The sequence below is a fragment of the Arthrobacter sp. 05L417 genome, assembly GCF_056397865.1.
In genome coordinates this window covers 50256-74666 of record NZ_JBFTOG010000025.1, presented here as the reverse complement: position 1 = coordinate 74666, position 24411 = coordinate 50256, and the positions used below count along the sequence as shown (strand labels likewise).

The following is a 24411-nucleotide window of genomic DNA, read 5'->3' as shown; positions in this document are numbered from 1 at the left end:
CAAGGGGAATTCGCATGGCATCGATCATTGCCAGGGCACTGTACGCCCATGAGGTCCAACTGAACCAGGAGAGGGAAGCGCAACAGCAGCGAGAGAAGGTGGAAGCCGCCGCGCTGACTGCGCTACTTGAACGAGTCGGACCGTTCTATACCGAGCAGCTTGGTTTGGTTCTTGACGAGCAGCTGCCCCCGATGAACTGGGTGGACAGGGTGGGCAGCGCTACGTTTGTGGATCGAAGCGGCACATTAGAGGCCCAGGTAGACCGGCTGGAGGCTGAACTTTTCGGCGTAACCATCGTGGTGACTCCGGTTCCCACAGCACAGACTCCTTGTACTTTCGCAGTTAGGCCGACCAGTAAGGCAGACAACGGGCCGGTGGAGTTCAGCAACCTTGCTGAATTCGGCGCCGCCGTGCGTGCGCACTATCCGCTGGTAGCAGCAGACCACGGAAACAACTGACGGATCTTTGCCCAGCGAGGGACCGCACCAACCGCGTGCGGCCCCTCGCTATCGCCGCTAGCGTTGGATATTTCACGTTTTCACAAGCCACCCAAACTAGCCGAATGGATGAAGGTGGTTTGCCGGCGTTTCAGCCTGCAAACCACCTTCTCCGGTTCAAGAACGGATACTTCGGAGCGGTGCCGAGGATGTTGTACGCGATGCTGTTCAAGGTCGCCGCATCGGAGGAGAAAGCAGTGTGCGACTCGGCATCGCTCTGTCGTCCGCGCTGAGCCCCGTCCTTGGTCGGGGTAAAAGTCACCTGAGCGAAACTGTCTCGGACCGCGACTTCCGCCGCCCTGTAGGACACTTGCAGACCAAGAAGGGGTGACTTGTGAAAAAGTCGAATATCCGGCGCTAAGGGTCTTTCGTTTTCGCCGGCCAGATCCTGAGTAGAGTTTTGGAATGGCTTCACACCTTGACCCGCAGGCGCGGGCATCCACCATTAGTACCGGCCGTTGGATTGCTGCCGCAAGAGCGCTTGAGACTTCCCGTTTGGACCGGCTCTTCAACGATCCGTGGGCCGGTGACCTGGCCGGAGAAAGCGGAAAGGCCATGTTGGATGCTGCGGACTACAATCCGTTCCTGCCGGTCCGGACACGATACTTTGACGATCAAATCATCGACACCACCGGGCAAGACTGCCAGATCGTCCTCCTTGGCGCCGGCATGGACACCAGGGCATTCCGCCTTACCCTGCCCGCCTCGTGCACCGTGTTCGAACTCGACTATGCTGAGGCCTTCACTCAGAAGGAGACCGTTCTACGCACGGTTTCGTCGGCATGTGAACGACGGTGTGTTCCGGCGGACTTGTCCGGCCCCTGGATCCCTGCCCTTTTGAAGGCAGGCTTTGACCGACTCGCACCAACGGTCTGGGTTGCCGAGGGCCTCTTCTTTTATCTAGCGGCCTCCGCCGTCGAGTCCCTGCTGCGCGATACTGCGTCCTTGTCTGCCGGAGGGTCGATCTTCCTGGCAGATGTCTTCGGAACAGGCCTGTTGGCCTTGGAAAGTATGGCTCCGTTGGTGAAAGCACGCACGGAATCCGGCCGTGCACTGCCGTTTTGCACAGATACCCCCGATGCCTTGTTTCGGGCTGGCGGTTGGACCAATACCAAGCTGGTACAGCCTGGCCATCCCACAGCCAACTTCGGACGTCTAAGCTGGGCCCCCGGAGTAAGCGGCGCGGAAGAACAGACCAATCTGCGCACCTACCTGGTAACCGCCAGCCTTTAACGGCCGCGTTGCGTTCTTCTCGAACGCCCAGGTTACGGCCGTCCAGTGTCCGGCAACGATCGTTCCTACGACACCATTTAAGGCCCCCTTCCGACCCAGGGAATACAAGGATTCACCGTGTAACGGTTGCCGTGTACGGACCAACGCAACGGCTGCCTCCCTTCGCGATACACCAAAACCTGTGAGGGCAGCGTCCTGGCTACGAACCGGCCCGGTTGCCAGGCGCACGGCAGGTCATTTCCGATGAAATGTCGGCACTAACGTTGGATATTTCACTTTTTCGCAAGCCACCCCGGGTAACGCCAGCCGGGAAATCCCGGGGGGCGTTCCGGGATGCTGCCTCTGTCGCCGTCCGCGAGCTCATGCACCACTCCCTGGCGCTCCGGCACGCCCGTCCGGCATTCCTGGCATGGGTTTGCCGGCCCTTCTTCCTGGCGGGTTGGAATGCATCCGATATCAAGCACGCCATCGACAACCGCCCAGACAGCACCCGAATCCCCCACGACGCCCCCCACGACGCCCCCCACGGCGTCGCCCCCGAGAACCTGGCCCGCTGGGCACAGGAACGGCTCTCACACTGGCTCACCGCCGACGGCACTCCCCTGCCGTCACGGGACCAGCGGCTCGAAGCCGACCGCCGCCAGAAACGCGCCCAGGCGCAAGCCGCTGCGGTACGGCACGCAGAACGGCAAGCCCAGGCGGCAGCGCCCGCCCAACCCATCTCCGAAGAAAAAGCCCGCGCCCTCGACGCGATCCGCGCCCTCCGCAAATGAGAAGCAAAACAACGCGCTGACACCCAATGTGGACCGCTTTGAGATTCATCCTCCGGTCTCCACCGGCCCACAGTGGGGACAGCGCAACGGAAAGGTTCCCCAGGGCCAACTTATGACACGTAAGGTGTATGGGGGCCGATCAGAGAGGTCTACGGCGTGTTCGAAATCCTATTTGACAGTAAAGCTAGTAAAGACGTTATTGGGTGTATAACGAGTAAAGCTGTCAAAGCTTGCATTGACTCTATTGACCTCGTTACTGTCTTTGACACGATTGCAAGTAACGCGGGTAAAGACAGTAAAGCCAGTAGAATCGGGGACTATGACAATGATTCAGCCATTTGACCGGACCGGCCTGGACCGGGTGTGTGCGTTTGTCAACGGCAAGGGCGGGGTTCTCAAAACGACCCTGACCTCAAACATCGGGGGACTGCTCGCCACGTCGGGCTGGCGGGTGCTGTTGGTAGACATGGATCCCCAGGGGAACCTGGGGCTGGACTTCGGGTACCGCCATACGGCCATGGACGATGACGGAGTAGGGCTGGCGCAGAGCCTGATGTTCGGTTCGGCGATTACACCGCTCAAGAATGTTCGTCGAAACCTGGACGTCGTACCCGGGGGAGCGCACCTCGACCAGGCGGCCGCCGGGTTGGTTTCCCTTGGTAGTAAAGATGGGCGCAAAGCCAAGCTCGCCCTGGCAACGGCTTTGGCCCCTGTCGCTGACCAGTACGACATCATCTTCATCGACTGCCCCCCGGGTAACGAGCCCTTGCAACAGGCTGCGCTGGGAGCCGCAGCCCAGATCATTGTTCCGACCAAGACTGACAAGGGCGGTCGCGAGGGTCTGCTGGGTGTGGCAAAGCGGCTCGATTCAGTCATCGACGTCAACCCGGCCATCGACTTGTTGGGTGTGGTCATCGCGGCCACGTCTTCATCAGCGAAAAGTGTGCAGCGAACTGTACGGGAGGCCATTGTCGAGGCCTTCGGTACCGATGAAGTGCTGTTTGAGAACATGGTCCGGCATGCAGAGTCGCCGGCCCAGGCGGTGCGCGAACGCGGTGTCCTCTACCACGAGCTCGAGGAACAGGTTAAGGCTGGGCCCAAGTGGTACGAAGTGCTCCGGGGGACCGCGAAAGCCGGCCCAAGCCAGCCACGGTCTGCCGGGAACGTCGCTGAGGATCTCCACCACGTTGCACAAGAACTGGTTGCCCGTCTTGAAGCCGCCGAAGAAAGGACCGGGTCATGAGCGAGAGCGCACGCGAACCGATTGGACTACCCCCACGCCGAGTGTCCGGAGTGCAGAACCTCCTAAAGTCACGCCGGGAGGCCGCGATAGACGCCCCCGCGGAGGCTGCGAGCACCCCGGCCCCTGAGACCTTTGGAACCAGGAAGCCGCAGGTCACCTTCTACATGCTCAGAAGCAATTTGAAGCGGGCAAAGGCTGCATTTAAGGCGACGAGCGCTGCTGAGATGGACGATTCCTGGTCTGACTTCATTTCTCGAGCTGTGATGAATGAAGTGGCACGCAGGGAGAGACTCCATAACAACGGAGAGCCATTCCATGGCGGGGACCAGAAGCTTGCGCCCGGTCGGAAGCTCGCACCTTAGTTTTACTGTCAAAGCCAGTAAAACTAGTAAATGACTTGTTCATAATGACGGCGGTCACGGGTCTGGCCCGTGACCGCCGCCTCCCGTTATGGGATGATGTGCCAGAACCAGCGGACCAGGTCAACCAACAAACGGATGACACTGACCGCCAGGTTCAAAGCGCCCCATGGCTTCTCACGCGGAGGTTTCGAAGTCATTGCGGCACCTCCTCCCGGAGGACAAGGTGCGACCGTGCGCCGGGTGCCTTGCACCCCACGCGCGTAGGGCTTTACTCTTGAGGTGTGACATCAAGGAGTAAGCCCTTGTAATCGCACCAAACGAGCGCATCGCGCTGAACAATGACCCGAGTGCAATCGGGTCATTTGTTTTAACGACGCAGCAGACGTCCGTCTGCGTGGCTTAAGTCTATGAGCAGGCAGGCCGCTGCTGATGCCATCGGACGGGGCGTTCCCGGGAGTCCAGTTAGCTGGCGGTTTTTGTAGCGGGCGAACGTGGCGGCAGGTGCCGGTACAGTGTCGTCCTGGACAAGCCGGTTTCGGTCGAGATCTCCGGCCATGGGTGCCCCCTTCTCGCGTAGGAGCAAGCAACGCGTATTCGAGCTGGTCGGGATCACCGACGGAGGGCCGCCCAGTCCGGCGGGCGTGCGCGGTTGCCACAGCCCTGGCGTGTGATGTCCACTCGGCAGCGTAGGTGCGTTCCATCTGACCGAAGAGCAGCCAGGGGCGGGTACTCCTCCGTTGGAAAGCCTGTCCTCATGTCCTGGACCCGGCGCAGCCGTCTCTTCCGAAGCGCCAAACGGCGGAACGCGCTCTCGCAGAGCGAAGCCGTACACGTAGGAGTCCAACAGCGAGAACGCGTGGGCGGCGCCGAAGACCACGTCAATCATGCCGTCGAGCAGGCCCGTGGGGCCGTCCGGCGCCGTCTACCGGTCTGCCGGCAAGTGGTGGGGCAGCGGGCCCCGACTCGGAACCGCAGGGTCAATCTTCAATATTCGTAGTAGTAGGAGTAGTATCACTACTACTACTACTACTATCCATGAACAACGATCGAAGAGGTGCTTTGATGACGTCGAGCGTGAAGGACCGTGTCTATGCCGCGGCCGAGCAGATAAGTGCCGACCGCAGGCCGACCGTGTCCACGGTCCGCGCGGCCGCCGGCGTGTCCAACGCCGACGCCACCCGGTACCTGAAGGAATGGACCGAGGAAAAACAGGCCGCCGGCGGGCAGGTCGCCGCTACTCCCGCGGCCCTGCTGGAGCAGGCAGCCCGCCTCGCCGGGGCCTGCTGGGCGGAAGCATCCGCCCTGGCCGCTGAACGGCATACGGCCGTGGAAGCGGTCTGGGCGCAGGAACGCAAGGACAAGGACCAGGAGATCGCCGAGCTCGTGGCCGACCTGGATAAGGCAGCGGCCGACAAAGACGCCGCCGCGGCCGCCCATGCCGGGGAAATCACCCGCCTTCAGGTCCAGCGGGGGGCGCTGGAGCGCCAGCTCGCCGTTATTGGCAAGCAGCTGGAGGAGTCCCGGGAGTCCGAGCGGGCCGCCGGCAAGGAAGCCGCGGACGCGGCACGCAGACTGGCAACGGCCGAGGTCCGCGCCACCACCCTTGAACAGGTCCACAACGCCCTGCTGGCGCGTGTCTCCCCGGAGACAAAAGGCGCGGGGGAGTGAGCAAGGCCAAACCCGAGAGCTTCTCCCCGTACTTCGGGACGGCGGATGCCGGCCAGGTCCGGGCGGCCTTCGCGGCCGCCGGCCACCTCGAGGGATACGCATCCATCTCGGAACTGATCGAGACAGCCACACTCAAGGAAGTCCGCCGGCTCCAGCGACGGCACAACCACGGCAAACCCTGGGAGCCGCTACCTCCGGGCAGCGCCTGCACCGGGCGGCGCTCCAAAGAAGAAGTAGCCCGCCACCGGCAGTAACGCCGACGTCAGGGTCCTGCCTGGGACAGCCAACGGATTCTTACCGTGAAGTACCCTATCGATCCTCCCCTGGCCCCGGGGTTCCGGTGTCAGGTGATACCGGGTTGGCGCTGCCGCCGGCCCAGCAGCACGGTTGCGGCGAACCCGGCGCCAAGGACGAGGACAGACCCGAACCATCCGAGTCCCAGATAGGCCATGACCAGCGTGTCCGTAGCCTCGTAAGGGGCGAGCGACTGCCCGGCGACTACGACTTTTCCGGCCGATGAGCGGGCAATGACCGCCATCCGCAGGCCGGGCTCCGGCTGCCAGGTCACGGCGTCCCCACCTGATCTGCGGGCAGTATCGAGCACGCCGGATGGCACCGCCGGCAGCGATCCGTGGAGAGTAGCCGTTCCCGTCTCCGGTTTGTCACCGGTGCCGTACACGATGACAAAGACCCCGCTGTCGGGGGTCAACTCGACCCGCGGGACCGCCGGAACGGAGGTACCCAGAAGCTGCAGCTGGGCCGCGGCCGCCGCCGCGGGCGCCACATCGGCAGACCTGCGCCCGGATTGCTGGAATGCGATGTAAAGGCTGCCGAAGACGATCGTCACCACAGCTGCTGCTGCCAGCCATCCGATAGTTCTCCTCATACCGGTCATCATCGGACATGCACCGCCAAGGCGGAAGGGCCGACGCTGTCGTCAGTTCGACTTTTTCTTCGACCGCCCGTTAGCCGATCGGGTTACGGGCAGTTGCGCCACTCCTCGTCCTCGATCTGCGTGGAAGACTGGACACCTGCGCGAGGCAGATGGTGAAGGCAATGCAAAATTCCGCGATGGGACACAGGCCGATGCGGCGGGGTGCTTGGCGCTGCGGGTCAAGGCGTGCACCGCACGGGACGGTGCGTCGATAGCTGGTGCTGCCGGCCTGACCGAAGTTCAACTTGCGGGTGTCGGATCGTGGCGGACAGCCCAGAGCTAGGCGTGATGGGGTGCTCCTCTTAGCGACGACATGGAGCGGGTCGGCTCGCGCGAAGCGGTGGGCCGGGCTCGGAGGTCAGGTCCGTTCAAGGAGTTGCTGGTGGAGCGTTCGGGTGGTCGGGCCGGGCGAGACGCCGAGCTGTTCGCGGAGAAGGTCGGACAGCCGGCCGTACACGGCCAGCGCCTCGGCCAGGTTGTCCTGGGCGGCGAGAGCGTGCATCAGGTAGCGATGGCCGCTTTCGCGCAGAGGGTCCAGGGCGATGAGCTGGCGGCCGGCACGCACGGCGCCGGCGAGTTCGGCGCCGCCGATGCCGAGCTCGGCGGCGGCGTAGCATTCCAGGGCCCGCAGCCGGGTCTCGGCGAGCTGGTTGCGGGTCTGGTTGATCCAATCGGCATCCTCGCCGGGCAGGAATCCGCGTTCGGCGACGAACAAGGCGACCAGAACCGGTCCCCAGGCGCGGGCCCAGTCCTGCTGAGCCACGGCAGACTCGGCGCGGTGAATTGCCTCCACGGCAGCTTCGAGGTCAATCCATGCGTCAGGGAGGTGAAGTTGGACAGTGACGCGTCCATCCACTGCGTCCGGGCCGAAGACGTGGCGAAGCTTCGAGATCAAGGGGTTGAGGCGCGCGTCGATACCGGTGGAATCGGGAGAGCGCCACAGCGCCTCGACGAGTTCGTCACGGGGCACCTGACGGTGCCGGTTGACGACGAGATAGGTGAACATCAGGCGCCCCTGACGACCGGGCAGGCCGTGATCAAGCCTGATACCGTCCCGCTCCACAACCAGTGGCCCGCAGATCTGGAGACGCAGCGCTGACTGCACGGTCATGCCACCATGATCTCATGTGCCCTCATCGCTCCGGAGAGGGCCCCGAGGTTTGGGAGGTCGTTATGGCAAAGCTCATCCGATGCGAATGTGGGTTCGTCGTCCGCGGCGATACGGATGAGGAAGTGATCGGAGCGATCCGCGGCCACATCGCCAGCGACCACCCCGCGCTCCTCCAAGCAGTCAGTCGCGAGGATCTGCTGGGGTGGATCCAAGTGGAATAGGCAAACGCCCGACGCCAAGGTAGTACCAACTTTGAGCCAACCCTGGCCCAACGACAGGCGGGCAGACTGTGGACATGCTCATCGAACCCATCTGGCTGGCAAATCACCTCTACGATCCTGCGGTCCGCGTCGTCGAAGTAGATGTTTCCGCGACCGCCTACAACCAATGGCACATCGACGGCGCCGTGCTGTGGAACGTCTACGCCGACCTCAAAGACGACCGGTATCGCCCGGTCGACAGAGAAACCTTCGAACGACTGTTGGCCCGATCCGGCATCGGCCCGACATCGACGGTCGTGTGCTACGGCTACGCCCCGGCGCTCGGCTACTGGCTGCTCAAGCTGTACGGACACGCCGACGTCCGCATCCTGAACTGCTCCCGCGACGCCTGGCGCGCCGAAGGACATCCCTACGGCACGTCACCGATCCGCCTGGAAGCGGCACCGTACCAGCTCACCGAACGGAACCAGCGGCTGTTCGCCGACATGCCGGCCGTGCGGCATGCCATCGGCCGTCCTGGAACAACGATTCTGGATGTCCGTTCCGAGCCCGAGTACGCCGGTGAGCGGTTCTGGCCCTCCGGCGGAATGGAGCCGGGAGGGCGCGCCGGCCACATCCCGACGGCCGTCCACCGGCCATTCGGCGATCTCTACGACAAGCAAGGCGCCTTCCGCCCGGTCGACGAGCTGCGCCAGGCGATGCCCGTGCCCGAGCTCGAGGAAGAAGACGAGCTGATCACCTACTGCACCGTCGGGGGCCGCGCGGCCACCGCGTGGTACGTACTCACCGAAATACTCGGACGCGAGCGTGTCCGGGTCTACGACGGATCCTGGGCCGAATGGGGCCTTCGCCCCGACACCCCGGTCAAGACACCACACATCACCGCACACACAGGAGAAGACGGTGCCTGAACTCATCCGCAAGGGCGGAACGGCAAAACCGCCATTTCAAGCTGCGATTTAACCGCCATTCCGGGTTAACAGTCACAGCGGAAAACCGGCGATCATGATCCGGAAATTCTGGGTGTCCCTTGCCCCGGTGGGGAACCGGTTTACGGGACGGCGGAATTAGAAGCCCTGCGAAGGTACACGTGGCACGGGTGAACATCGGGGGAGAGGTTGAGACGACGTTCAAGCGACTATCGTCCGACACATTCAAAACCGTGTCGAGGAGGAGGGGAAACCGCTCTTCAATTTCTGGTCGCAATGAAATGAAGCAGCAGGTGCCTTCGGGGCGGCTGTAGACCAGGCCCGCTTCACGAAGAGTCTTCATGTGGTGGCTTAGCGTCGATTGGGCCGCATGAGCATGCAGCCCGTGGGCAGAAGGCCAAAACGCAGGATTTGCGCAGGATTTGCGCAGGGCTTTCAAGGGACTTGACTAGTTCTTTACGCCTTGGTGGAATCCTGCCCCGGATGCATCTGCCGGCGGCGCAAGATGGTTAAGGTACCGTTTCCACGCACGTTCATTGGGGGCTTTCTGTTGATAAGAGAGAGGGAACGCGGCGCGGTCGCGGTACTCGTGGCGCTGCTCATGATCGTGCTGCTTGGGTTCGCAGCGGTCGCCCTCGACGAAGGCATGCTTTATGCCCAGAAGGCACAAATGCAGAACGGTGCGGACGCGGCTGCATTGGCCATAGCCCAGGACTGTGCCAAACGGGGCACCGCACTGTGCGTCCCGGACGCCCCCGGGACCGCCCTGCAGCTCGCAAAAGCGAACACCAACAGCGGCATGGCAGACGCGCCGGCACCGTCGTTCCCCTCACCCGGGACTGTCGTGGTGACAACGGCCGCCAGAGACACGAACGGCAGCGGGGTATCGCTCTGGTTTGCAAGGATTTTCGGCATTTCGCGTGCCGACGTCACGGCATCCTCCACCGCGAAATGGGGATCGCCATCCGGACTCACCACCGCCCTGCCCGTGACATTCTCCGAATGTCAGTTCGACCTCTCCGGCACGGTGCAGCTGCTACCCCTGCACGGGTCCAGCACCTGTGTCAGTGACAGCCCGTCCGGGCAGATCATCCCCGGCGGCTTCGGCTGGCTGACCCCGGACGATTCGACCGTCTGCGGATCAACGGTGACCATCGCCAACCCGGCAGTTTCGTCGAAGAACGGCGACAGCATGCCGAACCAGCAACTGTGTAAGCCGGCGTTCACGGCACTGGAAGGCCAGACGGTCCTTCTGCCGGTCTTCGACAGTGTCGATGCCAGCGGAAATTTCCATATCAAGGGCTTCGCCGCGTTCCAGATCCTCGGATTCAACTTCCCGGGCCAGTCCTGGAACAACACCGGCACACCCGGCTGCAAAGGCTCGTGCAAGGGAATCATCGGGAAATTCGTCAAATTCGTCACGCTCGCCAACCTCCCTTCCGGAGGACCTGATCTTGGCGCGGAGACGGTGAAGCTCGGCCTGTAGAGTCCGCGGCCATGAGCCCGGCACTCCCTGCGGTTGAGACCCGGGCCCCACACGCCGGGACGCCGCACACATGACGGGCGGTCCTGCGCCGTCCCGTGTCCACCAGATGAAAGCAGACCCTATGATCGAGGCCATCGGCCCGACGAACCGGTACGGCAAAGAACCGCCGTTGACGGAATCACTGCCCACCGTCCAGTTCCGTGACGATCAATGACCGCCCCAACACCCAACACTCCGGCCGCTGGAAGTCGGTGCCCAACTGGACGCCACGGCGATCCTGCCAGGTCCACGCTCCCGGGACGCCTCGACGTGGGAAAGCCCCCTTCCGGCTCTGGGTACCGGGAGGGGGCCTGGAGACCAGCCGCGATTCTGGGGGGCGCGGCTGGTCGGCTTAGGTGCTCCGCAGACGCGGTGGTCGGCAACTGTCTGCTAGGGCAGTGCCAGAGCAGTTTTCATCCCCCATTGGCCCGCGCGTCGTAGTAGCCATTCAGGGCAGAACTGCACAAAATCCGACACTGCCCACACTGACCATAGCGAGAAGACCGACAAAAATTGAGTATTCCGTGGCCGTCGGTCCCTGCTCACTCGCAGAAGAAGATTGATTGATCAGCTGCCTGAACTTCTTTTCCATGACGACCGCTCCTTGCTCGTTGATGCAGCGCAGTTGTTGATGTGGTTCTAGGAGAATGCAGCGATGATCTTCATGACCGCCGGGCCCAATAGGATGAGGAACAGCGTGGGGAAGATGCAGAAGATCAGTGGAAACAGGATCTTGACGGGGATCTTCATGGCATGCTCCTCGGCCGCTTGCCTTCGCTTGGTCCGCATCTCCTGTGCTTGGGCTTTGAGGACCTTGGCGATCGCAATGCCGTAAGTATCGGCTTGGACGACGGCTCGGATGAAGCTTCGAACGTCGGGAACATCTACGCGCTGGGACAGGTCCATGTAAGCATCCTTGCGACTTCGCCCCACTTGGATGTCTTGCAGGGTCCGGATGAACTCGTCAGCCAGCGGGCCTTTCCCGTTTTCAGCGGCGCGGGCCATGGCCGCTTCAAAGCCCAGCCCGGCTTGGACTGCGATCAGCATCTGGTCCAGCGTGTTGGGCAGTTCCAGGCGGATGGCTGCCCGACGTTTTTGGGCATTGGAACGGATCAACAGATCCGGCACGAAGTAGGCCACAGCAATGACGGCAAGGCCAAGGAGGAGACGGCCGACCGACCGATCTCCGAGGAACAGCAGGAGTCCCAACCCTGCGCCGCCGAGCGCCAACAGCGGTTTGATCATCAGGATCCGCCCCAGCGGCCAATCCTTCGGCCGCCCGGCCCCGGCCAGTTGCATGTCGAGCCAGGCAACGTAACCGTCCGGCGCAAGTTGCCGTGAAAATGCCGTCAGACGGTCCTTTGTGTTGCCGGACTGTGGGGCAGCCGCCGCGCGTTCGCCCAGATTGGCCTGGATATTGCGCAGCCCTGCCCTGTCCCCGGTGAAAGCGAGCCAGACCATCCAGGAGACGGGGGCCACAATGGCCAACATGGCCGCATAAGCGATGAGTTGCATGGTGAAATCCTCCCTAGTACTTGGGCTTGATGAGCCGGTTCAACCAGAGCGCACCCAGGCTGAGCATGACGACTGCGACGCCTAGCATGATGTAGCCGGGCAGGGTAGAGGTAAAGATGTGGGCGTAGCCGGGGTTGAGGAATTGCAGGAGGATGAACATCAAGACCGGCAGCGCGAGCAGCACCAGCGCTGACATCCGGCCTTCCGCGCTTAGCGCCTTGACCTGTCGACGGATTTGATTGCGGTCACGAATCGTTTCACCAACGTGGTCCAGGACTTCGGCCAAGTCCCCGCCGACTTCCCTATGGATTTCGATTGCTTGGGCGATCCAGCCGAAATCTTCGCTCTTCGTCCTGATGGCGACGTCGTTCAGGGATGCTCCCAGATCCCGGCCGATCCGGGTTTCGTTGACGATCCTGCTCATCTCTTCGGCCATCGGTGCCTCGGATTCCTGGGCAGTTGCGTCTACCGCGCGCAAGAGGCTGTGCCCGGCGCGCATTCCTCCGCTCATCATTTGGAGGGTGTCGGGTATCTGTTCGTCGAATTTCGCCGAACGTCTGGATATGAGCACGCTGAGGAGCGCAGTGAGCGAAACAAGGGCGACGAGCGCCATGAGGATCGCGAAGGCGAGGCCACCGAGCGTGAAGCCGATGGTGCCGGCGAAAACCGTCATGATGCCGGCTATCAAGACGTAGTCGGCCGGCTGTTTCTTCAACCCGGCGGCATCCAACCTCGCCCGGGAAAGATATCCACCAGAGCGCGATTGAATTCGTGTCTGGATGGCGTCCCTCGCCCCGTCGGTGATCCGGGTCAGCGTGGATGTGTGGATCGGCGAATCGGGACGCCGCCTCTCGACGTCGAGCTTCCTTGACCTAAGTACCACTAGCACCAGAAGAAGCAGGGCGAGGTACACCAGGCCCAACCCGCCCGCCAGCCAAATGATCTGGTTTCCTGCATCGCTCATCGTGAGCCTCCCACCATGTGGGCACCGAATACTGCCGGAGAGATGGAAATACCGAGCTCCGCGAAACGGTCCGTGAAGCGGGGACGTACTCCGGTGGGGATCGGTTTGCCGAGGAATCGGCCGTTGGCATCCACCCCGGCTGAGTAGTCGAACACGAAGGCGTCCTGGAGGGTGACGATATCGCCTTCCATGCCTTGGACCTCAGTGATGTGCGTAACCCTGCGTGTTCCATCCCGCAAGCGGCTGATTTGCACGATCAGGTTCACGGCGGAGGCGACTTGTTCGCGGATTGCCCGGAGAGGCAGGTCCATCCCGGCCATGAGGACCAGAGTCTCCAAGCGGGCGATTGCGTCGCGGGGCGAGTTTGCGTGGACCGTGGAAATGGAGCCGTCGTGGCCGGTATTCATGGCTTGAAGCATGTCCAGGGACTCTCCTCCGCGGACCTCGCCCACCACAATGCGGTCCGGGCGCATGCGGAGTGAGTTCCGCACGAGATCCCGGATGGTGACTTCACCGCGTCCCTCGATGTTGGCGGGCCTGCTCTCAAGCCGCACGACGTGCTCCTGCTGGAGCTGCAGCTCGACGGCATCTTCAATAGTGACGATCCGGTCCGACGCAGGAATGAAGGAGGATAAGACATTTAACAGCGTGGTCTTGCCGGTACCTGTGCCGCCGGACACGATAATGTTCATCCGGGCAAGGACGCAGGCGCTGAGCAGTTCAGCCATTTCCGGTGATAGGCTGCCAAATTCGATGAGTTTGTTGACGGTCAGGGCCTCGCGGCCGAATTTCCGGATGGTCAGCGACGGCCCGTTGACGGCAAGCGGGGGGATGATGGCATTCACGCGGGAGCCGTCAGCCAGCCGTGCATCCACAAGCGGAGACGACTCGTCGATTCGCCGCCCGACCCTGGACACAATACGCTCAATGACCCGACGCAGGGCTTCATCCGAGGAGAACTTGGCCTCGGTCTTATACAGCTGCCCGTACCGTTCCACGTAGATGCTGTCGTAGCGGTTCACCATGACTTCCGTGACTTCCGGATCGTCCAGGAACCGCTGAATGGCGCCGTGGCCCAGGACGTCGTCGATGATTTCTGCTGTGAGTCGTTGCCGTTCGGCGGACGTCAGCGGCACCTGTTCCTCGTCCACAACGACCTTCAGCTCGTCGCGGACGTACCGGTGCAGTTCCGCCTCCTCGAGGGAGGAATCGGAGAGCCTGGAGCCGAGTCGTTCAAACAGGGTCTTGCTGGCGCGCTCCTTAAGGTCGTTGAGAGCTTCGCTGGCAAGGATCGTCGACGGCGTGTTTTCCTCGGAGTGGGCCATGGCGCTTGAGGACTCTGCCGCTTTCACCTCCTGGATACTGCCGAGGGTTGTCGCCGTTGGCGCCACCGCATCGGGAACTGCCATCGCTTCCGGTGCCGCGCCCGAGCCGGCGCCGTAACGACGACTTTCGAGTCTGCGTGAGAGGTTCACTGGACAACCGCCCTTCTGTGCAACTGCTTGTGTGATCGCTCGTCCCAATTCGGCCGGAACCTTTTCACCAGCAGCCGTAGGCCCTTGGTGGCGGCATCTCGCGTCCCGTCTTGGAGCAGCGGGACGCCCTTGTTGGTGGAGAAGGGAAGGGTCCGGGATCGGGGAATGGCAACATCCACGGGTACCCCGATGGTCGCTTCCACGTCCTTGAGGGCCAGCCCGCTCTTGGGGTCTGCCATGTTCAGTACCACGTGCCGGTACTGCGGGAGCAGCTGCAATTCGTCGAGAATGTTCAGTCCGGTCCGCAATCCTCGGATGCTCGGAATGTCCATGCCGCAAACCCATACTGCGTCTGTTGCGCTCTCCAGCGCAGCGAGTACATGTTCGCCGAGCCCGGGAGCTGTGTCGATCACGACGTATTGGAATTCATCGCGTAGCTGTTCCAGCAACCTGGTCACGTGCTGGGCCGTGATGCGATCCATTTCCGTCGGATTGCGGGGGGCGCAGAGCGCGTAGATGCTGGCCGGGTGAACGCTCAGGTAGGTCTTGAGCACCATGGAGTCCTGGCTGGCAGGACCGAGTACCGCGTCGGTGATGGTGTGTTCGGGGTTCAACAGCAATCCGCTGGCCACATCGCCGAACTGAAGATCCAAGTCCACGATCACCACCCCCATCGGCGCCAGGGCCCCAAGTCCGACCGCCAGATTGGTGGCCACCGTGGTCTTGCCCACGCCGCCTTTCGGCGACATGACGGCAATGATTCGCCCGCCCGAAGCCTGCGACGGCGTCTCGATGGCGTTGGGGGCAAGCCCTCTCCGCCTGCCGGCGGCCGCGAGGCTTGCCCGTTCCACCATGACACGGATGGTGTCCGAATCGGCAGCGGGGGAGAGGATGTCCCGCACACCGGAGCGCATTGCCGACAGGGCCAGTGATTCGCTCTGCTCTGCGGCCAGCACCACACTGATTTCCGGGAACTGGAGATCCAGTATGGAGGCGTGCTTGAGGGAATCGTCGATTTCCAGGCCCGGTCCCAAAATCAGTACTTCAGGTGGTTCTCCGAGGAGCTGGTCCAGGATCTCCCGCGGTCCGGCGGGCAAGTAGTCGGCCTGGAACCATTGGAGGCTGCCACTCATACCGGCAGTTGCCGAGCGGACCCGCCGTTCGAAGTCAACGTCAGGTGTGATGAGAACGAAGCGGCTCATTTGAATACACTTCCCCGGTCCATGACGCCGGAGTTGGCCTCCGTGGCGCCCGAGGGCTCTTTGCTCAGATAGATGGTGCCGAACTCCGCGGCGTACACGATTTTTTGGACATCGACGGCGGAGCGTGCCACGGTCACAAGGTAGCCGCTGTTTGCATTTGCGGTCTTGTTGGCGTTCAGGGAACCACCGCTTCCCTGGGACGCGGAACTGCTGTTGTCCGAGATCGTTCCGCTGGCGTCTTGGACTGCGGTGACGAGGACCTTGTGGAAGGTAAAGCCCGTCTGGTCAGGGGAGCTGGATTTGTCGTCGGCTTTGAAGGACAGCATCATGCCGACAGTGTCTCCGGCCTTCACTGTCCCACCGACTACGCGTTCGATGGGCAGTTTGACCGTGACTTCTTGAAGCCCCGTGGGGACTTCCACCCTGCCGGGACCGGCGAGGCTGCTTGGATCAACCATGCGGGTGGCGAGCAATTGTTCACCGGGCATGAAGTCGATCGAAGAAACCTTGGAGCCCAGATCTCCGAGGCTGCTGACGCTGTCCGCCGCGATTGCCGATTTGGGGACGGATTTTTTGATGACGGCATCCCCGAATTTGGTGGTGGGAGTGCCGGCGGGAATTTCTTTTTGGATGACGTAGACGTCTTCGGTCTCCGTATTTGCCAGAGCGCGCTTGTCGGCGCCCTGGACGTAGAACACGAGCATCACTGTTCCAATGATGGCTACGACAAGCGCAGCGATGCCTCCCAGTAGGCGAGTTTTCACTTTATTCCCCTTAGAAATGCACTATTTGATGAGTGTCACAACGGATGTCTGGTAGTACGGCCCGCCTGGCAAGCTGGCCGCCGACGACGGAATTGTTTTCAGGAACTTGCCGCAAATCCCTCGGTTGCTGCCACCGAGTCCGGCACAGGCTGGATCGGCTTTCCCGGGAGGCAATCCATCTGAGTTCTGCACAAAATCCCAGCCGTGCACTTCCACCACTGCGTATCCAATGATGTGGAATTGTCCATTTGCGCCACCGTTGGAACCATCGTCGAAGAGCGGAAAATAGGCGGTAACGAATTTCTTTTGGGAGAAGTCGATTGCCGCGCTCCACGCGTCCGTTACTGACTTGCAGTCGCTGGGGAATTTGCTGTTTCCCGGCGTGGAATTGACCCATCCGCTGGCATCGGGGATGGCTTGGCATGTTCCGTTTTCAGCCAACCAGCCAAAGCCTCCTGGTATGTGGTGACCGGACGGACTGCCAACGCACGGGCTCTTACCGTGTTCTTTGATGATCACGGTGGTTCCTGGCGGCGCATATGCCGGGCCCACTTGGCATTGGTCAAAGACCAGTGGAAAGTCTCCTGGCGCAGGAACCGTGGTCCAGCTCGCCGTGGCGCTGGCACCGACAGTGACGGCTGGCGTGTTGAGGGCGCTGGAGAACATCTTGCTTAGATAGCCGGCACCGGAGGTGCCGTCCTTGGTGGATGTGGTGACGGTCACCTGGCCGGCAACGCTCAGATCCACGGACTTCACGGTGCTTGCACCGTCGTTGGCGTTGGCGTTGGCCAGGGGGCCGGCCAGCGACGTGTTGCAGGTTCCTTTAGCGCAGCTGTTCGCGACGGCGAGGGCGCCGGCATCTGCGCCGTTCTGCAGTTGGGCCCGTTCTTCATAGATTTGACCGACGTCCACAGCCATGGCTCCGACGCCGATCAGGACGAGCATCATGAGTGCCACGATGACGCCGGCGACACCGCGCTCATGGTCATCGTTCTTGATGTTGCGTGTCAGCCATTGCATTGCATGGCCCCCTGCCCGGTGACGGTGATCGATGGCGTGAAAAAGCCGGTCAGCGAAGGAGCACTGAAAGTCACGGTGGCTTTCACTGTGGCTCCCGGAGTACAAGAGCCCGAGAGGCCGACGTTGCTGGGCGAAAGACTGATGCTCGGTGCACCGGCCACAGCCGCGGCCTGCGCCTTCCCGGTGTTATTTGTGATTGCCATGGTGCGGGCGGCTTCGCGGGCTGCCTGGGTGACCGAGATTTGAAGGTTGTAGAAATAGGAGAATTCAACGATCGCCACAATCAAAAGCAAGAGAATTGGCGCAATGAGCGCAAATTCCACAGCGACGGCTCCGCGTTCTCCTTTTGGTCTTTCTTTGCTGCGGATCATGTTATCCCCCAGAGGATTAAGCAGCTTCAGGATTCAACAAAGTTTGGGAAGAAACTTCCCGGAAATGGAGGTGCCGCGTCCGCGTTGAGCGGACGCGGCACTCCACCAAGAGTCAGTTTGAAGCTGAACGTGCCTACTAGGAGTGCCATCCACCTACAGTGGTGGCCAGGCTGTTGAACCAGGTGTTGAGTGCGCCGCCGAAAGCGGTGACGCCGACGATGATGACCAAAGCAATGAAGGCGACCAGCAGCGAATATTCAGTTGCCGTTGCGCCCTTTTCGGGGGTGAGCTTGTCTTTGATGCCGGCGATGAATGCGAGGGTGGAGATCATGAGAGTTGACATTGGAAAAACCTTCCCAGATAAGTGGATTTGTCTACGAATTCCAGTTGCCTGCATATCCCGTTTGGCGTTCGGATTTCGATAGGACAAGAATTGCCTCTTGGATGGTTAACTGGCAATGCGTAGGTGTACTCGTCTTTTCGGCCGGGTGCTGCGTGAACTACTCGAATGGAGTCGCCCGGGTACTTGGTTTTTCTGGCTAGGTACTACCTAAACGCGGGCACGGGTGGGGACTCCTGCTCTTGAAATGGAGCCTGAAAGGATGGCCAGTGCCTCAAGGGGGAAGAAGGGACAACCCCATTGGCTGCAGCGAACATGGCAGGCCGGGGGCGACTTCCGCGGGCTTGATTCCGGCGTTTCAGGCGCAACAACGGCACCGTCGTCAGCCCGCCCATCACGAATCCCAGCAGACCCACGTAGAACATGCGGCACTCCAGCCCAAGTAGCCCAAGTACATTCCGAGTGGCGCTGCGAGCTTCACATCGCCCACTCCGAGGCCGTCCGGAGAAAATTTATCCAAGAATCAGGTACCCGAGGAACGAAATGACGCCGCCGGCAGCTGCTCACAGGAGCGAAGTCCGGAGCTGAACAGCGGTTCCGCGGGGCTTGGACGGTCCAAAGAAGGACCCGAAGACAGTGCCTGCATCCGGTGACCATCGCTTCTTTGGAGTGCTGGATAGCCACTGGACCCTGTCAAATCGCGAGGACCAGTCGCGCTCCCGTTCCCCTCGAAGATGCTGAGGGGACATGTCCGGAAGTCCCGAAGTCTCCGTCATGCCGCCAACCCGGATGGGTCTCCCTGAACTCTTCCGAGAACACTGTCACGGTGGAGCGCGGACCAAAAGTCAACACATCCGGCCGGGTGCTCACCGAAGCCGCAGGGACCCTGCTGATCGTAACGTTGCGCCTGAACGGGCCTTTGGACGTCTTTGGGGTCGCCTCGGGGAACTGAAGAAGTACCCAGCGATACGACCCCGTCGCCGTCGCTGGAACCGGCAGGACGAGCTGCTCAACACTCGCAATAGCCTTAAGCAGATATTTAACTAACCTTGAACAAAAGCTTGAGGGATCCTTGCAGCTACCTAAACTTCCTGCCGGAAAGTAGAAGCCAACGGACAGCACAGTCCCGGTCTCACGGGCTTCAAGAAACGGAAAATCATCATGGGTCTCAACCTGAAAACCACCACCGGTAAAGTCATTGCTTCCCTGGCCTTGGTCGGCACGGCTGCCGGCGTGGCAGGACTCGGAACCTACGGTGCCTTCACCTCCAGCACCTCCGCCAGCAACACCGTTGCCTCCGGCATCGTCAACATCGCCCTGGGCGCCTCCGGCACCACGAACCGGCTCAGCGTCGCCGCTTCCGGCCTCGTCCCCGGCGACACCGTCCAGCGCGTAGCCACCCTGAGCAACGCCACCGGAAACCAGGCACTCTCAGCAATCACCCTGACCACCGCGGCCTCCCCGACCTCCAAGCTGGACACCGATGCGACCAACGGCCTCCAGATGGTCGTCGATGCCTGCTCCGTGGCGTGGACCGAGGCCGGCACCGCCCCTGCGTACACCTACACCTGCTCCGGCACCACCACCTCGGTGCTGGCGTCCCACGCCGTCACCGGATCCAACATCGCGCTGAACAACCTCACCTCGGTCAACGCGGGACAGACCGATAACCTCCGGGTCACCCTCACGCTCCCGGCAGCGGCTGACAACACCTTCCAGGGGCTCAGCAGCACCGTCGCCTTCAACTTCACGGGCACTCAGCGCACCGCAACCAATAAGTAAACAAGCGATCACATGCCGCCGGCCCTCCGCCGTCGCACCCCGAACAAGGGCGCGACGGCGGAGGGTCACCTAAAGGAACGGAGACCCAGCCATGACCGCAACACTGGTCCGCCCCCTGCAGCGGGTCTCCCTGACAGCCACCACGACGGCGACCCCCGGCACCGACAAGCCCGGTGCCGGTAAAAACCCGGGAGCCGGGTCCAGGTTTGCCCGGGCCATCGTCAGCGTCATCACGACCACGGTCATGGTCGCTGCGGTCGCTGCGTTCTTGTTTCTCGCCGTCGGGCCCCGCGTCCTGGGCTACCAGACCAGCACCATGCTCACTGGCTCGATGTCGCCGCTGATCAACCCGGGAGACGTGGTTGTCACCGTTCCCGTCGCGGTCCAGAACCTGAAGGTCGGGGACATCATCACCTACCACATTCCGGTGGAGGACCAGCGGGTGGAGACCCACCGGATCATCGACCTGGCGGTGAACAGCCAAGGCACTGCCACCGTCCGCACCAAGGGCGACGCGAACAACGGCGCCGACCCCTGGACAGCAACGTTGGCTGGTGGCCAGGTTGACCGCCAGGTGTTCACCGTCCCGTACCTGGGCAACGCGATCCGCGCTCTTCGTGATCCCGTGGTCCTGAAGGTCCTGATGTATGGAGCTCCGGCCGCCTTGGTGGTAATGGTTCTCGTCTCCATCTGGCGGAAAAAGCCCGAAGGCGACGACGCCGTGGACGCCGGCACCGCTGGGGATGCCGGTCAAAGGCGGGCCCTGCCGGCCTTTGATCGCCGCCCCCTCAAGCGCCTGGCCAGGGAGATGAAGAGCAAAGAGGCCGCCGAGAAGTTCGCGGCCGCCTACGCCAGGCTGCTGCCCCAGCGGGTGGACAAGATCAGCCACGCCCTGAGCACCGGCAACAGCGACCTCGCGATGGATGCGGTGCTCAGCCTGAAAACCAGCTCCTCGATGGTCGGTGCGCTCCGGATGGAACAGCACTGCGTCCGCCTCGAACACGCCCTGGTCATGACCGACCACACTGCGGCGATTCAAGCCGGGGAACTCGTCCGCCAGCACCAACCACAGCTTGAAGAGGCCCTGGGCGGTCACACCACCCGCCGCGCCGCATGAAAATGACTTCACAGAACCAAACCGGGTGCCCTGCCCTTACCGCATGAAAGCGGTAAGAATGGAACGGACCACCAGGCCTGACAGAAAGCCGCTGACCTTGCGTAGAAGCCGGAGCACCGCAGACGCCGGGCGGACGCCTGCGTCCGGGCGCGTCGCCGCAGTCCTGGCGGCGGCAGCGGTACTGGTCTTCGCCCCCGGCATCGCCCGGGCCGCATTCAACTCCTCAGTGAGCGGACAAACGACCGTCGGGACGATGTCGCTGCCCGCCCCGACCGGCGCCAGCGTCACGGCGAGCTGCCCTCCAGGGCGCAAGCTGAGCATCACCGTGAACAGCTACGGAACAGTTCCCCGCGCGACGGGCTACGAGTTCACGGTGACGGACCCCAACGGTACCGTCGTGACAACATCCGGTGGGTCATATTCGCAGCACCCGGCCGCCGCGGGCACCTGGACGTACCAGATCCGCGGGCTGTACACGGTGTCTTCCAGCAACGTGTGGACGGGCCAACCCTTCCAAGGCACAGTCGTGTGCTGACCCATCGGCCGCTCTGAGTAAAAGCGGCGGTCCCCGAACTTTCATTTATGTTTTGCGTTGGCCAAGATCTGCTGGATGCGCTGGTAAGACACCCCGAACACCTCGGCAATTTCGGGCGGGGTCATGCCTTCTTTCATGAGCCCCACGATCGCTTCCACCCGTAGCCGCCCGGCTTTATTCAACAGCTCGTCCGCCTGGACCTTCAGGAACTCCGCCTCCGCCCATGCGAGCGTGGCAGGACGATCCGCTTCATAAACGACGTCGAACAATATCCGGCCCCCACCAACCGGGAGGACCCGGGCAAGCCGATCCGCCAGGGACCGCTGAGCGGCCATCAGGCGAGGTCCTGTGGCACTCACAGACGTCTCCCCATGGCGTACCGTCCACTGCACACCGTCCCAGGACGCCGTGATCTGCACCGTCTTAGTGCTTGTGGATTCCTCGGACCCCTCCCTGTCCCTGAGCCATCGACGGAGCCGTTCCGGGTCATACCGGGCCGCGCCGCGGTTCCCTGGCACGCGCAGATCCTCTGCCGCGCCGTTAAGCCCGTCGGCCAAGGCCTTGAAGGCCAGCACGTCCTGACCTGCCCGCTGGGCTGCCTGCCGCAACGTCAGCGGCGCCTCCCGTGACGGCACTCCATTGTCCATCCCGATTCCCTCCCCAGCATCAAAGGTGCCCCGTAAGAGCAAACATATCCTGCGTCAGCCTTCGCAAGAGTGTCGGCGACCTGTCTTCTGGTGCGCTTCACGAGTTTCAACTGGTCCGACCTCCAGAGAGGCCCAAATGCCTTCCTCATCGAAGGGCTCAAAAGCACGACGCAGTCCGAAACGGTCTTGCACCCATGCTTCCGCTTCCTTCGGATCCGCGCCCGACCGCTCCCCGAGCGAACTGCACTCCTCAACTCCAAGGCAAACATTGCAACCTCCTGCCGATCGGTCAAGATCTACCAAAGACACGAGCGCATGGTCCGTCCTAGGAACTAGGACGGACCATGCGCGACACTACCTCGCCTAATACGCCGGCCTTCCTGGCGAGACACGCCACACTCGGACCAGGGAAGGCGTGAGGTCCCGCAGGAGCTCATCGAAGCGGTGGAAGGACGGCAAGCTCTGCCGACTGGATCTCGCCCATGAGCCTGAACATTGGTGTGGCGGTCGATGGAAGGGACCAATCTTGTATAGGTCTTCGAGCGTCGAGTTATGGACGATGGCAACTGAACGCGACAGGCCGGCCCCGCGACTGCGTGGAGCGTCGCCAGTCGCGCTCCCCCGTCCTCCAAGATGCCCCTGCGGCCCCTATGTTGCCGAATTCCGTTATTGCAAGGGCTCGCCCGCAAAGATAGGTAGCGCACACTCTTATCGGCTCCGATCACCGTTCATAGGCTTCGGACAGCCCATCGGCGAAAAGCGATGGGACTGATCGCCGTCCGTTGCTGCACCGTCCACAGTGATCACATGCCGGCATCACGCGACGGAAGGCTCCCAGGATGAAAACGCTAGCCGCAATGGTGATGACACCTCTACTCTCCATAGCGGCCCTGGCCGGTGCCGCACCCGGCGCGCGGGCCACGTCGGACGGATGGCACCCACACCAGGAAAGGGGCAGGCCCGTGCCCGAAACCCAGCCTGAGGACCCGATCCCCGGCCAAATGAGCCTGCTGGATGAACTGGAGGAGCCACACTCATGGACCGTTACCTCAAAGCCGCCGAACACGCGCTCCGCACCGGGCAACCCAACCTCGCCGTCCTCTACATGCGCCGCGGCCTCTCCGAAAACCCCGAAGGGCTGATGTGGCTGATCTGGCACGACTTCCGTCGCGCCGTCGGCTACGCAGCCAACGCACTCCACGAAGCCGCATGGTGATGAAAAGCGCGTCGGCGACACCGATGCCAACACATCGTGGAGCTGCTGGCCCAGGAACCCAGCGTGCTGGGAATTATGCCGGCGCGCCGTACGTTGCATGTCCGACCACCCGAGTAAGGAAAGGGATGCATCCTAGTGGCAACTGATTATGACGAGCTGCGCACTGAGGTCAAGGAATCGCAGAACGATTCCCTCGAGGCCCTCAAGTCGGCCAACGCACCCGACGCGCAAAGCGTGGTCCGCGAACTGGACGCCACCGACGATATGGACAGTACAGGGGTCCCTGGCGGAGAAATCATCGCCGAGGAACTCGTCGTCCAGGTCGTTCCGCAACGCGAGGACGAATTCACCTGCTACTCCTGTTTCCTGGTCCGCCACCGTTCCCAGATGGCCCGCGAACACGACGGCCACGCGTACTGCATCGAGTGCGAGGGCTGATCCCAAGGGCACTCAAGCAGCACCCCGATGAGCGGTGGAACGGACGCAGAAGCCCGCTGACGTAAACCGGTGGCAGTCCTCAAACGGGTCCGGACATGGCAGGAGCCCGGCCGGCGGATGGGCCGGGCGGGCTCTTGATGCAGCCGTTAGAGCGGCTGGATGTTCTCCGCCTGGGGTCCCTTGGGTCCTTGGGTGATGTCGAACTGAACCTTCTGGTTATCCTCCAGAGAGCGGTACCCGCCGGACGCGATTGCCGAATAGTGTGCGAACACGTCCTCGCCTCCGCCGTCCGGGGCGATGAAGCCGAAGCCCTTTTCCGAGTTGAACCACTTGACAGTACCTGTTGCCATTGCCGTTTCCTTCACGGGCCGCTGGTCGGTTCCGCTCATCGGAATGCCGTCCCTGCGACCCACATGACGAGCCTATGGGCCGGTTCCCGGTTTTTCGGACTCTTCCGCACGGAGGGTCCGAAGCCGGCGGCATTTTTCCAGCCTGACGATCAGTCCGGGACATCCATCCCTGACCTCTT

General features: G+C 62.3%; 29 protein-coding genes. 15 read left to right on the top strand and 14 right to left on the bottom strand.

The features are described 5' to 3' along the window. Positions 1–14: 14 nt before the first annotated feature. The 7 genes from AC1DJW_RS17320 to AC1DJW_RS17290 all read left to right on the top strand — a co-directional run bounded on the left by AC1DJW_RS17320 (position 15) and on the right by AC1DJW_RS17290 (position 6030). A complete protein-coding gene (locus tag AC1DJW_RS17320) occupies positions 15–458 on the top strand; it encodes a hypothetical protein (protein ID WP_476901977.1) in 444 nt (147 codons plus the stop codon). A 444-nt stretch (positions 459–902) separates the two neighbouring features. Next, positions 903–1730, top strand: coding sequence for an SAM-dependent methyltransferase (locus AC1DJW_RS17315; protein WP_476901976.1), 828 nt, complete (start codon positions 903–905; stop codon positions 1728–1730). Positions 1731–1978: 248 nt separating this feature from the next. After that, the gene (locus AC1DJW_RS17310) at positions 1979–2503 is read left to right on the top strand and encodes a hypothetical protein (RefSeq protein WP_476901975.1); all 525 of its coding nucleotides are present in this window, start codon (positions 1979–1981) and stop codon (positions 2501–2503) included. Between the two features lie 319 nt (positions 2504–2822). Further along, complete coding sequence (locus AC1DJW_RS17305; RefSeq protein ID WP_476901974.1) at positions 2823–3746, top strand: ParA family protein; 924 nt, start codon at positions 2823–2825, stop codon at positions 3744–3746. After that, positions 3743–4108, top strand: a complete 366-nt coding sequence (locus AC1DJW_RS17300) for a ParB family protein (protein ID WP_476901973.1) — start codon at positions 3743–3745, stop codon at positions 4106–4108. Before AC1DJW_RS17305 ends, AC1DJW_RS17300 begins: the two co-directional genes overlap by 4 nt. A 1062-nt stretch (positions 4109–5170) precedes the next feature. Continuing rightward, positions 5171–5776, top strand: a complete 606-nt coding sequence (locus AC1DJW_RS17295) for a DNA-binding protein (protein ID WP_476901972.1) — start codon at positions 5171–5173, stop codon at positions 5774–5776. Then, a complete protein-coding gene (locus tag AC1DJW_RS17290) occupies positions 5773–6030 on the top strand; it encodes a ParB family protein (protein WP_476901971.1) in 258 nt (85 codons plus the stop codon). Before AC1DJW_RS17295 ends, AC1DJW_RS17290 begins: the two co-directional genes overlap by 4 nt. Before the next feature lie 89 nt (positions 6031–6119). Here AC1DJW_RS17290 and AC1DJW_RS17285 read toward each other — a convergent pair whose 3' ends face one another. Both AC1DJW_RS17285 and AC1DJW_RS17280 read right to left on the bottom strand, forming a co-directional pair. Then, positions 6120–6662, bottom strand: a complete 543-nt coding sequence (locus tag AC1DJW_RS17285; protein ID WP_476901970.1) for a hypothetical protein — start codon at positions 6660–6662, stop codon at positions 6120–6122. Positions 6663–7068: 406 nt separating this feature from the next. Continuing rightward, positions 7069–7821, bottom strand: a complete 753-nt coding sequence (locus tag AC1DJW_RS17280) for an AfsR/SARP family transcriptional regulator (RefSeq protein WP_476901969.1) — start codon at positions 7819–7821, stop codon at positions 7069–7071. 62 nt (positions 7822–7883) lie between these two features. Between AC1DJW_RS17280 and AC1DJW_RS17275 the strand changes: the two genes are divergently transcribed. Together AC1DJW_RS17275 and AC1DJW_RS17270 are read left to right on the top strand one after the other, a co-directional pair. Then, the gene (locus AC1DJW_RS17275) at positions 7884–8042 is read left to right on the top strand and encodes a DUF1059 domain-containing protein (RefSeq protein WP_265980207.1); all 159 of its coding nucleotides are present in this window, start codon (positions 7884–7886) and stop codon (positions 8040–8042) included. Between the two features lie 74 nt (positions 8043–8116). Then, a complete protein-coding gene (locus AC1DJW_RS17270) occupies positions 8117–8953 on the top strand; it encodes a sulfurtransferase (protein ID WP_476901968.1) in 837 nt (278 codons plus the stop codon). Here AC1DJW_RS17270 and AC1DJW_RS17265 read toward each other — a convergent pair. Continuing rightward, positions 8922–9410 (bottom strand): ArsR/SmtB family transcription factor, encoded by a 489-nt coding sequence (locus AC1DJW_RS17265; RefSeq protein ID WP_476901967.1) that lies wholly within the window; start codon positions 9408–9410, stop codon positions 8922–8924. The two genes, AC1DJW_RS17270 and AC1DJW_RS17265, sit on opposite strands and share 32 nt — an antisense overlap. A 111-nt stretch (positions 9411–9521) precedes the next feature. Here AC1DJW_RS17265 and AC1DJW_RS17260 point away from each other — a divergent pair, with 111 nt between their 5' ends. Then, the gene (locus AC1DJW_RS17260; protein WP_476901966.1) at positions 9522–10457 is read left to right on the top strand and encodes a TadE/TadG family type IV pilus assembly protein; all 936 of its coding nucleotides are present in this window, start codon (positions 9522–9524) and stop codon (positions 10455–10457) included. Between the two features lie 487 nt (positions 10458–10944). Here AC1DJW_RS17260 and AC1DJW_RS17255 read toward each other — a convergent pair whose 3' ends face one another. The 9 genes from AC1DJW_RS17255 to AC1DJW_RS17215 all read right to left on the bottom strand — a co-directional run bounded on the left by AC1DJW_RS17255 (position 10945) and on the right by AC1DJW_RS17215 (position 18150). Continuing rightward, positions 10945–11088, bottom strand: a complete 144-nt coding sequence (locus tag AC1DJW_RS17255) for a Flp family type IVb pilin (protein ID WP_476901965.1) — start codon at positions 11086–11088, stop codon at positions 10945–10947. A gap of 47 nt (positions 11089–11135) precedes the next feature. After that, the gene (locus AC1DJW_RS17250; protein ID WP_476901964.1) at positions 11136–12011 is read right to left on the bottom strand and encodes a type II secretion system F family protein; all 876 of its coding nucleotides are present in this window, start codon (positions 12009–12011) and stop codon (positions 11136–11138) included. Between the two features lie 13 nt (positions 12012–12024). Then, positions 12025–12975, bottom strand: a complete 951-nt coding sequence (locus AC1DJW_RS17245; RefSeq protein ID WP_476901963.1) for a type II secretion system F family protein — start codon at positions 12973–12975, stop codon at positions 12025–12027. After that, positions 12972–14450: a CpaF family protein gene (locus tag AC1DJW_RS17240; RefSeq protein ID WP_476901962.1), complete on the bottom strand. Its 1479-nt coding sequence runs from the start codon at positions 14448–14450 to the stop codon at positions 12972–12974. Before AC1DJW_RS17240 ends, AC1DJW_RS17245 begins: the two co-directional genes overlap by 4 nt. Continuing rightward, positions 14447–15652, bottom strand: a complete 1206-nt coding sequence (locus AC1DJW_RS17235; RefSeq protein ID WP_476901961.1) for a CpaE/TadZ family protein — start codon at positions 15650–15652, stop codon at positions 14447–14449. The genes AC1DJW_RS17240 and AC1DJW_RS17235 overlap by 4 nt, the downstream gene beginning before the upstream one ends. Next, complete coding sequence (gene cpaB / locus AC1DJW_RS17230; RefSeq protein WP_476901960.1) at positions 15649–16416, bottom strand: Flp pilus assembly protein CpaB; 768 nt, start codon at positions 16414–16416, stop codon at positions 15649–15651. The genes AC1DJW_RS17235 and cpaB overlap by 4 nt, the downstream gene beginning before the upstream one ends. A gap of 21 nt (positions 16417–16437) precedes the next feature. Then, the gene (locus AC1DJW_RS17225) at positions 16438–17436 is read right to left on the bottom strand and encodes a TadE/TadG family type IV pilus assembly protein (protein WP_476901959.1); all 999 of its coding nucleotides are present in this window, start codon (positions 17434–17436) and stop codon (positions 16438–16440) included. Beyond that, on the bottom strand, positions 17424–17807 hold the full coding sequence (locus AC1DJW_RS17220) for a TadE/TadG family type IV pilus assembly protein (RefSeq protein WP_476901958.1): 384 nt from the start codon (positions 17805–17807) through the stop codon (positions 17424–17426). The genes AC1DJW_RS17225 and AC1DJW_RS17220 overlap by 13 nt, the downstream gene beginning before the upstream one ends. A gap of 136 nt (positions 17808–17943) precedes the next feature. Next, on the bottom strand, positions 17944–18150 hold the full coding sequence (locus tag AC1DJW_RS17215) for a Flp family type IVb pilin (protein WP_476901957.1): 207 nt from the start codon (positions 18148–18150) through the stop codon (positions 17944–17946). Positions 18151–19308: 1158 nt separating this feature from the next. On the opposite strand from AC1DJW_RS17215, the gene AC1DJW_RS17210 reads away from it, so the two are divergent. The 3 genes from AC1DJW_RS17210 to AC1DJW_RS17200 all read left to right on the top strand — a co-directional run bounded on the left by AC1DJW_RS17210 (position 19309) and on the right by AC1DJW_RS17200 (position 21581). Beyond that, positions 19309–19929, top strand: a complete 621-nt coding sequence (locus tag AC1DJW_RS17210) for a TasA family protein (protein WP_476901956.1) — start codon at positions 19309–19311, stop codon at positions 19927–19929. 91 nt (positions 19930–20020) lie between these two features. Further along, entirely contained in the window at positions 20021–21046 is a 1026-nt protein-coding gene (locus tag AC1DJW_RS17205) for a signal peptidase I (protein ID WP_476901955.1), read from the top strand. Positions 21047–21089: 43 nt separating this feature from the next. Next, the gene (locus AC1DJW_RS17200) at positions 21090–21581 is read left to right on the top strand and encodes a SipW-dependent-type signal peptide-containing protein (RefSeq protein WP_476901954.1); all 492 of its coding nucleotides are present in this window, start codon (positions 21090–21092) and stop codon (positions 21579–21581) included. A 41-nt stretch (positions 21582–21622) separates the two neighbouring features. Here AC1DJW_RS17200 and AC1DJW_RS17195 read toward each other — a convergent pair whose 3' ends face one another. After that, positions 21623–22228, bottom strand: coding sequence for a hypothetical protein (locus AC1DJW_RS17195; protein ID WP_476901953.1), 606 nt, complete (start codon positions 22226–22228; stop codon positions 21623–21625). Positions 22229–23264: 1036 nt separating this feature from the next. Between AC1DJW_RS17195 and AC1DJW_RS17190 the strand changes: the two genes are divergently transcribed. Together AC1DJW_RS17190 and AC1DJW_RS17185 are read left to right on the top strand one after the other, a co-directional pair. Beyond that, positions 23265–23444 carry a hypothetical protein gene (locus tag AC1DJW_RS17190; RefSeq protein WP_476901952.1) on the top strand — a complete coding sequence of 60 codons (180 nt, stop codon included), beginning with the start codon at positions 23265–23267 and terminating at the stop codon, positions 23442–23444. A 135-nt stretch (positions 23445–23579) separates the two neighbouring features. Further along, positions 23580–23882: a DUF4193 domain-containing protein gene (locus AC1DJW_RS17185; RefSeq protein ID WP_476901951.1), complete on the top strand. Its 303-nt coding sequence runs from the start codon at positions 23580–23582 to the stop codon at positions 23880–23882. Positions 23883–24028: 146 nt separating this feature from the next. Here AC1DJW_RS17185 and AC1DJW_RS17180 read toward each other — a convergent pair whose 3' ends face one another. Beyond that, the gene (locus tag AC1DJW_RS17180) at positions 24029–24232 is read right to left on the bottom strand and encodes a cold-shock protein (protein WP_476901950.1); all 204 of its coding nucleotides are present in this window, start codon (positions 24230–24232) and stop codon (positions 24029–24031) included. Positions 24233–24411 lie beyond the last annotated feature (179 nt).